Annotated in this window: 11 protein-coding genes; 4 read left to right on the top strand and 7 right to left on the bottom strand. The window is 73.7% G+C overall.

Going from position 1 to position 13520, the window contains the following annotated elements; genetic code table 11:
* Positions 1-4: 4 nt before the first annotated feature.
* The 7 genes from ACZ4VL_RS08515 to ACZ4VL_RS08485 are packed head-to-tail and all read right to left on the bottom strand — an operon-like array spanning position 5 to position 6805.
* On the bottom strand, positions 5-943 hold the full coding sequence (locus ACZ4VL_RS08515) for a type II secretion system F family protein (RefSeq protein ID WP_468197317.1): 939 nt from the start codon (positions 941-943) through the stop codon (positions 5-7).
* Positions 940-2286: a CpaF family protein gene (locus tag ACZ4VL_RS08510; RefSeq protein ID WP_468197315.1), complete on the bottom strand. Its 1347-nt coding sequence runs from the start codon at positions 2284-2286 to the stop codon at positions 940-942. The genes ACZ4VL_RS08515 and ACZ4VL_RS08510 overlap by 4 nt, the downstream gene beginning before the upstream one ends.
* Positions 2287-2288: 2 nt before the next feature.
* Positions 2289-3266 (bottom strand): TadE/TadG family type IV pilus assembly protein, encoded by a 978-nt coding sequence (locus ACZ4VL_RS08505; protein WP_468197313.1) that lies wholly within the window; start codon positions 3264-3266, stop codon positions 2289-2291.
* A gap of 1 nt (position 3267) precedes the next feature.
* Entirely contained in the window at positions 3268-3672 is a 405-nt protein-coding gene (locus ACZ4VL_RS08500; RefSeq protein ID WP_468197310.1) for a TadE/TadG family type IV pilus assembly protein, read from the bottom strand.
* A gap of 1 nt (position 3673) precedes the next feature.
* Positions 3674-5026, bottom strand: coding sequence for an AAA family ATPase (locus ACZ4VL_RS08495; protein WP_468197308.1), 1353 nt, complete (start codon positions 5024-5026; stop codon positions 3674-3676).
* Between the two features lie 7 nt (positions 5027-5033).
* Positions 5034-5735: a Flp pilus assembly protein CpaB gene (gene cpaB, locus ACZ4VL_RS08490; protein ID WP_361100468.1), complete on the bottom strand. Its 702-nt coding sequence runs from the start codon at positions 5733-5735 to the stop codon at positions 5034-5036.
* 44 nt (positions 5736-5779) lie between these two features.
* Positions 5780-6805, bottom strand: a complete 1026-nt coding sequence (locus ACZ4VL_RS08485; RefSeq protein ID WP_468197305.1) for a hypothetical protein — start codon at positions 6803-6805, stop codon at positions 5780-5782.
* A gap of 406 nt (positions 6806-7211) precedes the next feature.
* Between ACZ4VL_RS08485 and ACZ4VL_RS08480 the strand changes: the two genes are divergently transcribed.
* From ACZ4VL_RS08480 to ACZ4VL_RS08465, 4 genes are all read left to right on the top strand, one after another.
* A complete protein-coding gene (locus ACZ4VL_RS08480; protein ID WP_468197303.1) occupies positions 7212-8906 on the top strand; it encodes a chitinase in 1695 nt (564 codons plus the stop codon).
* A 124-nt stretch (positions 8907-9030) separates the two neighbouring features.
* Positions 9031-10362 carry a M14 family metallopeptidase gene (locus tag ACZ4VL_RS08475; protein ID WP_468197301.1) on the top strand — a complete coding sequence of 444 codons (1332 nt, stop codon included), beginning with the start codon at positions 9031-9033 and terminating at the stop codon, positions 10360-10362.
* 238 nt (positions 10363-10600) lie between these two features.
* On the top strand, positions 10601-11884 hold the full coding sequence (locus ACZ4VL_RS08470; RefSeq protein ID WP_468197298.1) for an amino acid deaminase: 1284 nt from the start codon (positions 10601-10603) through the stop codon (positions 11882-11884).
* Between the two features lie 37 nt (positions 11885-11921).
* Positions 11922-13493, top strand: a complete 1572-nt coding sequence (locus ACZ4VL_RS08465; RefSeq protein WP_468197296.1) for an N-acyl-D-amino-acid deacylase family protein — start codon at positions 11922-11924, stop codon at positions 13491-13493.
* Positions 13494-13520: the final 27 nt, after the last annotated feature.

The following is a 13520-nucleotide window of genomic DNA, read 5'->3' as shown; positions in this document are numbered from 1 at the left end:
CCCCTCACACGTCGATCTTCGACAGGCGGCGGATGAGCACGAACCCGAGCGTGAACAGTCCGATTGCGACGAGCACCGCGCTCTGGCCGAGGAACGCGCCGGTCATCCGGTCCAGGGCGCCCGGCATCATCAGGTTCACCAGTAGCAGCGAGCCGAGCCCGATCGCCGGGACCAGGTACGCGGTCACCGTCACCTGGGACAGCTGGGTGCGGATCTCGCGCCGCGTCTCCTTGCGCTGCTCCAGGGTGACCGTCAGGTTGCGCAGGGAGCCGACGAGCGCGCCGCCCGCCCGCGCGGACAGCACCAGGGTGGAGACGAGGACGACGAGCTCGCGGGAGGGGAGCCGTTCGGCGATCTCGCCGAGGGACTCCTCGATGGAGTGGCCGACGGCGAGGCGGTCGGCGACCCGGGAGAGCTCCTCGCCCGCCGGGGCCTCCAGCTCCTCCGCCGCTATGGCGATGGCGGTGCGCAGGGCCAGGCCGGCCTGGGTGGCGTTGGCGAGGATGCGGGCGAGCTCGGGGAGCTGGTTGATGAACCGCTCGGTGCGGCGGGCCCGCTGCCAGTTGAGGAAGGCGTCCGCCGCCCACAGGCCGATCAGGCCGGCGACCGGGCCGAAGAACGGGGCGAGGAAGCTGGCCGCGACCAGCCAGAGCCCGGCGACTGACATGAGCATGTAGACGAAGAATTCGCCCGGGGTGAGGTCGAGGCCGGTGACGGCCAGTTTGACCTCGATCCGCTTGCCGAGCGCCGTCGTGCGCAGCCGGCGGTCGACGGCGGTGAAGCGGCGTCTGCGGCCGGGCGGTTCGGGGGCGCCGTCGGTCGCGAGGCGTTCGACGAGCGCGGCGCGCTGGGCCCGGCCGGCCAGGTACACGTGTACGCCCGCGATGACGAGGACGCAGGCCAGCAGGGTGGCGCCGAGGGTGAGGAGGACGAGTGGGTTCACGGGGCGGTCCGGGTGATGCGGGTGGCGAGCTGGTCGTCCGACGTGGCGACCCCGAAGGCCTGCGGGATCGGCTGGTTGTTCATGTAGAGGCGCTCGGCGATGCGGCGCGGCAGCGGGTGGTACTCGAACCAGCCCTGGACGCGGCCGTCGGCGCCCATCGGCTGGGCCGCGAAACGGCAGACGGTGGTGATGCGGAAGGGTTCGCGGCCGTGGGAGTCGAGGATGGCGATCTCGGTGACGCGGCGGGAGCCGTCGCCGAACCGGGTGAGCTGGACGACCACGTTCACCGCGCTGTTGATCTGGTCCTGGAGGGCTTCGAAGGGCACCTCCACCTCGGACATGGAGGCGAGGGTCTGCAGGCGCATCAGGGCGTCCTCGGCGCTGTTGGCGTGGACGGTGGCGAGGGAGCCGTCATGGCCGGTGGACATCGCCTGCAGCATGTCGAGGGTCTCGCCGCCGCGGACCTCGCCGACGATGATGCGGTCGGGGCGCATGCGGAGGCTGTTGCGTACGAGGTCGCGGATGGTGATCTGGCCCTTGCCCTCCACGTTGGCGGGGCGGGATTCGAGACGGATGACGTGGGCCTGCTGGAGCTGGAGCTCCGCGGAGTCCTCGATGGTGATGACCCGCTCGCCCTCGGGGATGAGGCCGGAGAGGGCGTTGAGGAGGGTGGTCTTGCCGGTGCCGGTGGCGCCGGAGACGATCACGTTCATCTTCGACTGGACCAGGCCCGACAGCAGCAGGAGCATCTGCTCGTCGAGCGAGCCGAGCGCGATCATCTCGTGGAGGGTGAAGGCGCGCGGGAAGCGGCGGATGGTGAGCGTGGCGCCGGTGAGGGAGAGCGGCGGGATGATGACGTTGACGCGCTCGCCGCTGGGCAGTCGGGCGTCGACCATCGGGTTCGCCTCGTCCACGCGGCGGTTGACGGTGGAGACGATGCGCTCGATGGTCTGCATGAGCTGCTCGTGCGAGGCGAAGCGGAGGGGGAGCTGCTCGACGCGGCCGGCGCGCTCCACGAAGATCTGGTCCGGGCCGTTGACCATGATCTCGGAGATCGAGGGGTCTTCGAGCAGCGGTTCGAGCACGCCGAGGCCGAGGGCTTCGTCGACGACGCGACGGATCAGCTGGGCGCGCTCGGCGGTGGAGAGGACGGGGCCCTCACGGCTGATGATGTGCCCGAGCACGCGCTCCAGCCGGGTCCGCCGCTCGGCGGGGCTGAGCGCGGACATCTCGGCGAGGTCGATCTCCTCCAGCAGCTTGGCGCGGTAGGAGGAGACGAGCAGGCCGTCCTCGCGGGGGCCGTGCCGGTCGTCCGGCGTGGCGACCCGGGAACGCAGGCTCATGGTCAGGGTCCCTTCAGGTCGCGGTCGGGGTCGGGGTCGTCGTTGGGCATGACGGCTGTTGCCGTGGCCGGGTCGAGGGACAGACCGGGCACGATCGACTTCACCGTGATGGTCACGGTGGCGGTGACGGCGTCGCCGCCGCCGGGCCCCACCTCGATGCGCGCGTCGAGGCCGGAGCGGATCGCGGCCTGGCCGGCCGCCCGTCCGGCCCCGGGTTTGCGGGCCTCCACGCGGGCGGCGGTCCGCGCCGCGGTGTCGGCCTGCTCGTGCACGTACGCGACCCAGCCGAGCTGGATTCCGCAGAGCGCGACGAACAGCAGGATCGGGATGAACCCGATGTACTCGAGCGCCACCTGCCCGCGGTCGCCCCGCGGCGCGTGACGGCGGGCCGCGGGGCGGTCGGCGCCATCACGCCGGCGGCTGCTGCCGCGGCCCGGGCGGGCGGGCGCGGGCATGCGGCCGTCGGCAGCGCGCGCGGAGACGGGGCGGCCACCGGCACCGGGAACCGGGGCGGGGCCGCCACCGGCACCGCGCATGAAGGTGGGGCCGCCGACCGTGACGAGGTCCGCGGCGGGCCGGCGCCCACAGCCGCAGGGCCGGACGTCGGTCTCGCCGGCCCGCTCCTCGGGCTCGCCGGGCCGGAGGCCGGGCTCGCCAAGCCAGCCCTCGGACCCGCCAGGCCGGACGCCGGGGTCGCCAGGCCGGACGCCGCGCCCGTCAAGCCGGACACCGGGGTCGACAGACTGGGCGTCGGCTTCGCCGGCCGCCCGCAGGCGCGCCCGCCGGTCCCGGCCGGCGGCACCGGTCCGTGCGGGTACGGGAGCCGCGTACCCGGGGGCCGTGTCCGGGCCGGGCGGGGCCGTCTCCGCCGTTGCGGGCGAGGGCGGTTTCGGCGAGGGCCGTTCGCCGCCTCCGGCCGCGCGAGCGGGGGTGGCGGTTCGGCCGTCCCGGCCGGGCCTGAAGTGGGGGTGGCCCGTCATGTCAGTCCTCCTCCCTCTCCATGGCCGCGCCGGCCTCACCGCGGATGCGGCCGAAGCTCAGCGACGGGTGGAGCACCGGGATTTCGAGCTCGACGGTGGCCTTGAAGAGCGCGCCCGCCTCGGTGCAGTGCGAGGTCATGTTCCAGGCGCTGCCGATGTGCTCGGCGGCTGCCGCGGCGCACGCCGACGGATCCTTGACCGCGCCCGCGCGGGCTGCCTCGTCCGCGGCGTTGCCCGCCAGGGAGAAGGCGTAGCCGATCAGGACGCACTCCCAGACCGCCGCGACGAGCAGCAGGATCAGCGGGACCATGCCGACGAACTCGACCGCCACCTGCCCGCGGTCACCGCCGCAGCGGCGGCCGCGGGCGGCGGGGCGGGCGGGCGGAACAGGTCTGGGAGTGGGCATGTCAGTGCTCCCGGCTTCGGCGGAGCCAGGGTCCCAGGGCGCCGCGGTCGCCCGCGCCGCGGCGCAGACGGGCCACGGGGCCGGGCGTGCGGACGGCCAGGGCGGATCCGGGGGCGGGCGGGGAGGCCGCCCCGGTGGCAGGGCCCGCCGCCACCGCGGCCGGGAGTTCCGCGGCGGCGGCCGGGGCCGCCAGGAGGCCCAGGTCGGCGGCCACCGTCCACAGGGCCTGTTTGACGGTGGAGCGGTTGTCGAGGTCCTGGACGCGGCCCGCGTCCACCACCGCCTGGAGCTCCTTGAACGCCGCCGGCACCGGCGTCCGCACCACCCGCGTCTTGGTGATCTTCTCGATCAGCGCCGGCTGGATCTCGGTGTGCTTGCTCCAGCGGTTGACGACGACCGCCGTGTCCTCGGCCTTGCGGACCTGGAGCCTCTCCCACATGCGGACCATCCGCTTGGTGGCGCGTACGGAGACCACGTCCGGGGTGGTGACGAGGACCGCCACGTCCGCTCCCTCGACGGCGGCCGCGTTGGCGCCGGTCACCTGGGTGCCGCAGTCGATGACGACGAGCTCGTACCGGCTGCGCAGGGCGGCGACGACGTGCCGGGCGGTCCGGTCGTCGACCTCCTCGCCGCGTTCGCCGTCGGCCGGGGCCAGCAGGAGGGCGAGGCCGGTGCGGTCGTCGTAGACCGCGTCCTGGAGGACGCGCGGGGAGATGTCCTGGATGCCGACGAGGTCGGCGACGGAGCGCCGGAACTGCACGTCGAGGTAGGAGCCGACGTCGCCGGCCTGGAGGTCCATGTCGACCAGGGCGGTGCGCCGCCCGGCGGCGGCCGCGGCCAGCGCGAACTGCACCGCCGTGAAGGTGGTGCCGACCCCGCCCTTGGCCCCGGCGACGGTGACCACGCGGCCGCCGGGCCCGGTCGGCGCCTCGGCGGGCCGGCCGAGGTGGCGGCGTACGCCGGCGGCCCACTGGGCGGCGGCCTGGACCCGGGCGGCGAGCTCCTCGTACGAGGGCGGCAGCCCGACCAGACCGCGGGCGCCGGAGTCCATGGCGGCGGAGAAGAGCGCCGGGCCGGTGTCCGAGGACAGCAGCACGACCCCCACCGCCGGGAAGCGGAGGGCGACCTCGCGGATGAGGTCGAGCGCGGGCACGGGGCCGATCCGCTCGTGGACGAGGACGACCTCGGGCAGTTCGTCGACGGATTCGGCGGCCAGCCGGCCCAGGGTGTCGAGCAGGGCGGCGGAGTCGGGGACGGGGGCGGCCGGCTCGGCGGCCGGGAGCTGGCTGAGGAGGGTGGAGATGGCGCGGGCGGCGTCCGGGTCGCCGGCCGCGGGGAGGATTCGGGTGGTCATCCGGGCCTCACTTGTCCCCGTCGAGGGTGTACGTGCGGTCGGCCGCGCTGGGCGCGGAGTCGGTGCCGGGGGCCACCAGGGCCAGGCGCACGTGCTCCGCGAAGGACTCGGCGTAGGCGACGCGCTGGGTGTCCTTGGTGTTCAGGGCGAAGGTGATCGGGACGGCTTCGGCGGGACCCTTGCGGTCGCTGTCCTTGTCGAGGGCGGTGAGTTTGCCGACGTTGATGACGCGCGCGTTGGCGACGATGATCACGGACCGGGACGGGTCGGACTCCTTGGCGCCCTTGAAGGTGGCGATGATGTTGACCTTCGCCCCCGAGTGGATCTTCCCGGCCACGCCCGTCGCCGCGTCGATCATGATGGCGATCTCCTGCTCGCCGGGCTGGAGCTGCGGCTTGTCGACGTACATGTCCGTCTGGAGCAGCGAGCCCTTCCGCAGCGTGGTCAGCGCGATCTTGTCCTTGAGTCCGCCGAGGTCGGTGACGGCCGTCTCGGACAGCCACCGCCGGGGGATGCTGACCTCCTCGAACTGCCCGGCCGTCAGCGGGCTGTAGGGGGCGATATCGGCCTTGGCCCGGTACGCGACGACCTCGGCCCCGACCTTTGAGTTGACGTCGCCGATCACCACGAGGACCCCGCCGAACGCCGCGAGGGCGCACAGGACCGACAGGAGAAGCAGGATGACGCCGCGGCGCTGGCGTGAGTTCATGTGCCGTACTACCTCGCCGTTCTTCGTTCTTCGGGGTGGTCGGGTCAGTGTCTGGACGAGGCGCGGGAGCCGCCCGCGGCCTCGGCCGGCGGCGGTGCGGCCGACTGCGGGGGGTGCAGCGGGGCGGCGCAGAAGCCGCACCGGTCGCCGATGAGTTCGAGGCCGCACCAGCGGCACTCGTCGCGGCGGACGGAGGCGACCAGTTGGTAGAGGACGGGCAGGTCCGCGATGCCGGCGGCGAACTCCACCAGCTTCGGCGTGGCCCACCAGGTGGCGGAGTCGGCGGGCAGCGGGTTCTCCATGACGCCCTGGACCTGCCAGGCGGGGGCGAGTTCGGCCGTCACCCAGTCGGAGGCGAGCTGGCCGCGGGCGAAGGTGAGCTGGGTGGCGTACGCGGGCCCCGGGGGCAGGACGCCGCCCCGGGCCCCGCCGGCCCCGGCGACGAGGGCCCCGCGCACCCCGCGCCCCCGCCGACCGCGCCCCTCCCGGCCTCCCGCCCGGCCGCCCCCGGGGTCGGAACCGGAACCAGAACCGGAACCCGCCCCCGATCCCGCACCCGCGGCCCCCAGTCGGGCCAGGTGCGGTGTCGGGTGGGCCAGGACGGCGAACTGGGCCCCGGGCGACCAGGACCGGGCGTGCGCCTTGAGCCCGACCGGGACCCGGTCGAGCCGGGCGACCGAGCCGAGCAGGGCCCCGGCGTGGATGTAGTGGGACAGCAGGCGGGCGGCCGCGGCGATGACGCCGGGGCTGAAGTCGCAGATGCTGAGCTGGCGCAGCTGACGCACCAGCAGGGCGGTCGCGAGCGGCGGTAGATCGCTGTCGAGGAGGGCGATCCGGTCGGTTTCCAGGATGGCCCGTACGGTGTGCAGCCGCCGGACGGTGGCGGGCGGCAGCCAGGACGGCACGACGGCCAGGATGTGGCCGTGCCGTTCTAACAGCTCGCTCACCTCGGCGAGGCTGCCGTCGAGGTCGAGCCGTCCCGGCGGGCCGAGGACTGCGGCCGTCGGGGTGTGCCGGTCAGGGGCCGGCAGCACCAGATCGGCGCTGGTGACGGCAATGGCGATCGGCACGCGAACCCCCCTGTTCACCCGTACGCGCGCAGCAGTTCGCATGGCCGCCGCATACGTACACACCCTGCGCGACCGCAAACGGCCGACGCACTTCCCCCTTGCCCCAGAACCATATCCGCGTCGCCCCTGGCAGGGCAGGGCCTTGGAAATTCCCGTGCCGTGAGCACATGTCACAGGTGGCGGGAAACCCGGACAACCGGGATCGGACGGTCGATCAGTTCAAGCCACTTCGCAAAGACCCTTGACACCAGGATTGGTCTGGACCAACTTGTGTGCCGGGGTCCCCGCACGCGCCGCCGGCCCGGTTTCCCCGTCCGCTTCACTGCCGTTCCCCACCGCTCCCCGCCCTCCGCACCACCCCTTCCCCACCCCCGTTCACCTCCCTTCCTCCCCCCACGGAGACCACGTGAACCGCATACGCTCCCTCGCCCTCCTGGGCGCCGCGACCCTCACCGCAGGCGGCCTGACGGCCCTCACCGCCGGCCCGGCGCAGGCCGCCGACGTCGACGCCGTCCGCAACGGAGGCTTCGAGTCCGGTCTCGCGCACTGGAGCTGCAGCTCCGGCAGCGGGGCCGTCACCTCCTCGCCGGTCCATTCCGGAACCGCCGCCCTGCGGGCCACCCCGTCGGGCCAGGACAACGCGAGGTGCAGCCAGACCGTCACGGTCAAGCCGAACTCCACGTACACGCTCAGCACGCAGGTCCAGGGCGCGTACGTGTACCTCGGCGCGACCGGCACCGGCACCCAGGACGTGTCCACCTGGACCCCCGGCTCGGGCGGCGGCTGGCAGAAGCTGTCGACGACCTTCACCACCGGCCCGGCCACCACCCAGGTCACCGTCTGGACGCACGGCTGGTACGGCCAGCCGGCCTACACCGTGGACGAGTTCAGCGTCTTCGGCCCGGACGGCGGCGGCCCGACGGATCCCGGCCCCTCGCTGCCGGGCGCCCCGGCCGGGGCCGTCGTTTCCGGCCGGAGCCAGGACGCGCTGACCCTTTCGTGGGACGCGGTCGGCGGGGCGGACGGCTACCACGTCTACCGGGACGGCGTCCGCGTCCGGACGGTCACCGCTCCCCCGGCCCGGATCACCGGACTCGCGCCGGCGACCTCGTACGCCTTCCAGGTGAGCGCGTACAACGCAGCGGGCGAGGGCCCGCGCTCGGCGCCGGTGACCGGCACCACGACCGGGGGCGGCGGCCCGAACCCGAACCCGACGGTGCCCCGGCACGCCCTGACCGGCTACTGGCAGAACTTCGACAACGGCGCGACGGTGCAGCGGATCTCCGACGTCCCCGCCCAGTACGACATCATCGCCGTCTCCTTCGCCGACGCCACGACCACGCCCGGCGCGATCACCTTCAACCTCGACTCGGCGGGGCTCGGCGGCTACACCGTGGACCGGTTCAAGGCGGACATCGCCGCGAAGAAGGCGGCCGGCAAGTCCGTCACCCTCTCCATCGGCGGCGAGAAGGGCACCATCACGGTCAACGACGCCGCCTCCGCCGCCAACCTGGCGAACTCGGCGTACGCCCTGATGCAGGAGTACGGCTTCAACGGCATCGACATCGACCTGGAGAACGGCCTCGACCCGACCTACATGACCCAGGCGCTGCGCGCCCTGTCCGCCAAGGCCGGCCCCTCGCTCGTCCTGACGATGGCCCCGCAGACCATCGACATGCAGTCCCCGTCCGGCGGCTACTTCCGGACGGCGTTGAACGTCAAGGACATCCTCACCGTCGTCAACATGCAGTACTACAACAGCGGCTCGATGAACGGCTGCGACGGCAAGGTCTACTCCCAGGGCTCGGTGGACTTCCTCACCGCGCTGGCCTGCGTCCAGTTGGAGGGCGGCCTCGACCCCTCGCAGGTGGGCATCGGCGTGCCGGCCTCGCCCAGCGGGGCGGGCAGCGGCTACGTCCCCCCGACCGTGGTCAACGACGCGCTCGACTGCCTGACCAGGGGCACCAACTGCGGGTCCTTCAAGCCGTCGAAGACCTACCCGGGGCTGCGCGGCGCGATGACCTGGTCGACCAACTGGGACGCCAAGGCGGGTGGTGCTTGGTCGAACGCGGTGGGTCCGAAGGTCCACGGCCTGCCGTAGGCGGTACCTGTGGGGGTGTCCTGCACGGGATCTGGCCGAATCCGGGCCCTTGACCGGGACATGCCACAAGAGCACGCTGTGCGCGTCCGCACGGCACCCCCACACTCCCCACCCAGGAGAACGCATGCGGCTCCACACCCGACGCAGGGCCGCCGTCACGGCGGCCCTGCTCGCTCTCGCGCTCGGCGCACCCGCCTACGGCATGAGCGCCACGGCGGCCCCGCCGCCCACGCCGTCCACCGCCACCCGGGACGAGGCCGTGGTCCAGTACGAGATCAAGGGCCCGGCCACCCCGCAGGAACGCACCGCGCTGCTCCGCACGGGCGTCTCCATCGACGAGGTCGACGCCCGCTCGGTCGTCGTCAGCGCCGACCCCATGCAGGCCGGGGCCCTGCGCGCGCTCGGCTACGCCCTCACCCCGCTGCCCGGCCCGCCGGACCGCACCGAGCGGGAGGCGAAGGCGAGCCCGATGGACTTCCCGTCCGCGGACTCCCGCTACCACAACTACGCCGAGATGAACGCCGAGATCGACCAGCGCATCGCCCAGTACCCCTCGATCATGAGCAAGCGGGTGATCGGGAAGTCGTACCAGGGCCGCGACATCGTCGCCATCAAGATCAGCGACAACGTGGCGACCGACGAGAACGAGCCCGAGGTCCTCTTCACCCACCACCAGCACGCCCGCGAGCACCTGACCGTCGAGATGGCGCTCTACCTGCTCAAGGAGTTCGGCGCCGGCTACGGCACCGACACCCGCATCACCAACACGGTCAACTCCCGGGAGGTCTGGATCGTCCCCGACCTCAACCCGGACGGCGGCGAGTACGACATCGCCACCGGCTCGTACCGCTCCTGGCGCAAGAACCGGCAGCCGAACTCCGGCTCCTCCTACGTCGGCACGGACGAGAACCGCAACTGGAACTACAAGTGGGGCTGCTGCGGCGGCTCCAGCAGCAGCAAGAGCTCCGAGACCTACCGCGGTGCGGCCGGCGAGTCCGCGCCCGAGGTCAAGGCCGTCGCGGACTTCGTCCGCAGCCGCGTCGTCGGCGGCAAGCAGCAGATCAAGGCCGCCATCGACTTCCACACCTACAGCGAACTGGTGCTGTGGCCGTACGGGTGGACGTACAACGACACCGCGCCCGGCCTGACCGCGGACGACCTGGCCGTGTACAAGACCATCGGCACCCGCATGGCCAGCAGCAACGGCTACACCCCCGAGCAGTCCAGCGACCTGTACATCACGGACGGCACCATCGACGACTGGCTGTGGGGCAACCAGAAGATCTTCGCCTACACCTTCGAGATGTACCCGGAGTCGGGCGGCGGCGGCTTCTACCCGCCGGACGAGGTCATCGACCGCGAGACCGCGCGCAACAAGGACGCGGTGCTCCAGCTGCTGGAGAACGCGGACTGCATGTACCGCTCGATCGGCAAGGAGGCGCAGTACTGCTCGTAGTACTGCCGTGGCGCTGCCGCAGCGCTACCCTCGTGCCGCACTGCTCGTAGCGCTGCCGCAAGGCCGTGGCACCGGTGGTCCCGGGGCGCCCCCGCAGGGCAGGGGGCGCCCCGTTCCGCTGCCGGCGGGCGGCCCCCCGCCCCCGCCCGTGTGGACCCGCGCCCACCCGGGATGTTAGACAGCAGGCGGTACTACCCGTAACAAACGTTGCAGAGCAGGCAACGCGAGGAGGATCCGCATGGGCAGCAGCGACGCAGTCCGGGGGCTCGCCGACGAGCCCGTCGACCACCGCTTCAAGGGCCTGCCCCCGGACGCCGAACGGGCCGCCATGACCGTCGGCGGACTCGCGGCGCAGCAGCGCAACCTGTTCACCGGCGGGTTCACCACCCCGGTCCTCACCCTCGACGCCGACGCGCTGGAGCACAACCTCACCGCGCTCGGTGAGTACGCCTCCCGCCACCACCTGGCCTTCGCCCCGCACGGCAAGACCTGCATGGCCCCGCAGCTCTTCGAGCGCCAGCTGGAGCACGGCGCCTGGGGCATCACCGCGGCCGTACCCCACCAGGCCCGCGTCTACCGGGCCTTCGGCATCCGCCGGATCTTCCTGGCGAACGAGCTCGTCGACCCGGCCGCCCTGCACTGGGTCGCCGAGGAACTCGCCTCCGACCCGGACTTCCGGTTCGTCTGCTACGTGGACTCCGTGCGCGGCGTCCACCTCATGGACCGGGCCCTGCGCGGCCGGGCCGCCGTCGTCGACGTCGTCGTCGAGCTCGGCGCCGGCGAGGGGGCCCGTACCGGCGCGCGCACCGAGGAGGACTGCCGCGCGGTCGCCGACGCGGTCGCCGACGCCGCCACCCTGCGCCTGGTCGGCGTCGCCGGGTACGAGGCCGAGGTGCCGGACGCGGACGCGGAGAAGGTCCACGCCTGGCTGCGCCGGCTCACCGCGCTGGCCGTCGAGTTCGACAAGGCCGGACGGTTCGCACCCGACCTGGAGGAGATCGTCGTCAGCGCGGGCGGCTCCGCCTGGTTCGACGCCGTCGCCGACGTCTTCACCGAGCTGCCCGAACTGTCCCGGCCGGTGCTGCGGCTGCTGCGCTCCGGCGCGTACGTCTCCCACGACCACGGCTGGTACACCCGCCTGACCCCGTTCAACCGGGTCCCGCAGGAGGGCGGGCTGCGGCCCGCGTTCCGGCTGTGGACCCAGGTCGTCTCCCGGCCGTCCCCCACCCAGGCGTTCGTCAACGCGGGCAAGCGGGACGTCGCCTACGACCTCGGCCTGCCCGTGGCCGAGCTGGTCCGCGACGCCCTGACCGGCGAGGAGCGGCCCGCCGCCGGGGTGCGGGTGGTGAAGCTCTCCGACCAGCACGCCTGGCTGGAGACCGACTCCGCGGACGCCGTCGAGGTGGGCGACTGGGTGGCGCTGGGCATGTCCCACCCGTGCACCATCTTCGAGAAGTGGCCGCTGATCCCGGTCGTGCAGGCGGACGGCACCGTCACGGAGTTCGTCCGCACCTTCTTCTGATCCGGCCGGACCGGCCGGCGCCCCCCGGGGGACGCCGATGGACCTGGTGATCCGGGGGGCCCGCGTCGTCGACGGCACGGGCGGGCCCTCGTACCGCGCCGACGTCGGCGTCCGCGCCGGCCGCATCGACGCGATCGGCCGGATCCGGGCCGGCGGCCGGGCGGTCCTCGACGCCCACGGGCTGGCACTGGCCCCCGGGTTCACCGACATGCACGCCCACAGCGACCTGGCGTTGCTCCACGACCCGGACCACAGCGCCAAGGCCGCCCAGGGCATCACCCTGGAGGTCCTCGGCCAGGACGGGCTGTCGTACGCGCCCGCCGACGACCGGACCCTGGCCGCGGTCCGGGCGGCCGTCACCGGCTGGAACGGCCCCGGCGAGGACGCCGACTTCGGCTGGCGCACGGTCGGCGGCTACCTCGACCGGATCGACCGCACCGGCACCGCCGTCAACGCCGCCTACCTGGTCCCGCACGGCACCGTCCGCGCGTACGCCGTCGGTTGGGCGGACCGGCCCGCGACCCCCGCCGAGCTCGACCGGATGCGGGCCCTCGTCGCCGACGGCCTCGCGCAGGGCGCCGTCGGCATGTCGTCCGGGCTGACCTACACCCCGGGCATGTACGCGTCCGGTGCCGAACTGGCCTGGCTGTGCCGGGTCGTGGCCGCGTACGGCGGCTACCACTGCCCGCACCACCGCAGCTACGGCCGCGGGGCGCTCGCCGCGTACGCCGAGATGGTCGCCCTGGCCCGGGAGACCGGCTGCGCCCTGCACCTGGCGCACGCCACCTTGAACTTCCCCGAGAACGCCGGCCGGGCCCCCGAACTCCTCGCCCTGCTGGACGACGCGCTCGCGGCGGGCGCCGACATCACCCTGGACAGCTACCCGTACACCCCCGGCTGCACCACCCTCGCCGCGCTGCTGCCCGGCTGGGCCGGCGAGGGCGGCCCGGGGGCGGTGCTCGCCCGGCTGCGGGACGACGCGGTGGCCGAGCGGATCCGGCACGCACTGGAGGTGACCGGGTCGGACGGCTGCCACGGCGTGCCCGTGGACTGGCCGTCGGTCGAGGTGTCGGGAACCGCGGACCCGGCGCACGGCGCGTGGGTGGGGCGGCGGCTGCGCGGCTGGGAGGAGGCCCGGCGGCTGCTGCTGGCCGACCGGCTGGGCACGACGGTCCTCCACCACGTCGGGAACGAGGACAACGTCCGGGCCATCATGCGGCATCCGGTGCACACCGGCGGCTCCGACGGCATCCTGCGCGGCGCGAAGCCGCACCCGCGGGCGTACGGCGCCTTCCCGCACTACCTCGGCCGGTACGTGCGCGAGCTGGGGGTGCTCTCGCTGGAGGAGTGCGTGGCGCACCTGGCGGGCCGGCCGGCGGCCCGGCTGCGGCTGCCGGACCGGGGGCTGGTCCGGGTCGGGTTCCGCGCCGACCTGGTCCTGTTCGACCCGGAGACGGTCGCGGCCGGGGCGACGTACGACAGCCCGCGGACCCTGCCGACCGGGATCCCGTACGTGCTGGTCGACGGCCGCTTCGTGATGCGGGACGGGCGCCGCACGGACGAGCTGGCGGGGCGGTCGGTACGCCGCACCCCGTACCGCGGCCGATGAGGTCGGCCCCTTCCGCTCCTCCCCGGG

The sequence above is a fragment of the Streptomyces sp. NPDC029014 genome, from assembly GCF_055564695.1.
This window is presented reverse-complemented; position numbering and strand designations above follow the sequence as displayed.

Coding starts and splice junctions, on each gene's coding strand:
- ACZ4VL_RS08465 (WP_468197296.1), top strand. CDS start 11,922: ATGGACCTGGTGATCCGGGGGGCCCGCGTCGTCGACGGCACGGGCGGG.
- ACZ4VL_RS08495 (WP_468197308.1), bottom strand. CDS start 5,026: ATGACCACCCGAATCCTCCCCGCGGCCGGCGACCCGGACGCCGCCCGC.
- ACZ4VL_RS08470 (WP_468197298.1), top strand. CDS start 10,601: ATGGGCAGCAGCGACGCAGTCCGGGGGCTCGCCGACGAGCCCGTCGAC.
- ACZ4VL_RS08505 (WP_468197313.1), bottom strand. CDS start 3,266: ATGACGGGCCACCCCCACTTCAGGCCCGGCCGGGACGGCCGAACCGCC.
- ACZ4VL_RS08510 (WP_468197315.1), bottom strand. CDS start 2,286: ATGAGCCTGCGTTCCCGGGTCGCCACGCCGGACGACCGGCACGGCCCC.
- cpaB (WP_361100468.1), bottom strand. CDS start 5,735: ATGAACTCACGCCAGCGCCGCGGCGTCATCCTGCTTCTCCTGTCGGTC.
- ACZ4VL_RS08500 (WP_468197310.1), bottom strand. CDS start 3,672: ATGCCCACTCCCAGACCTGTTCCGCCCGCCCGCCCCGCCGCCCGCGGC.
- ACZ4VL_RS08475 (WP_468197301.1), top strand. CDS start 9,031: ATGCGGCTCCACACCCGACGCAGGGCCGCCGTCACGGCGGCCCTGCTC.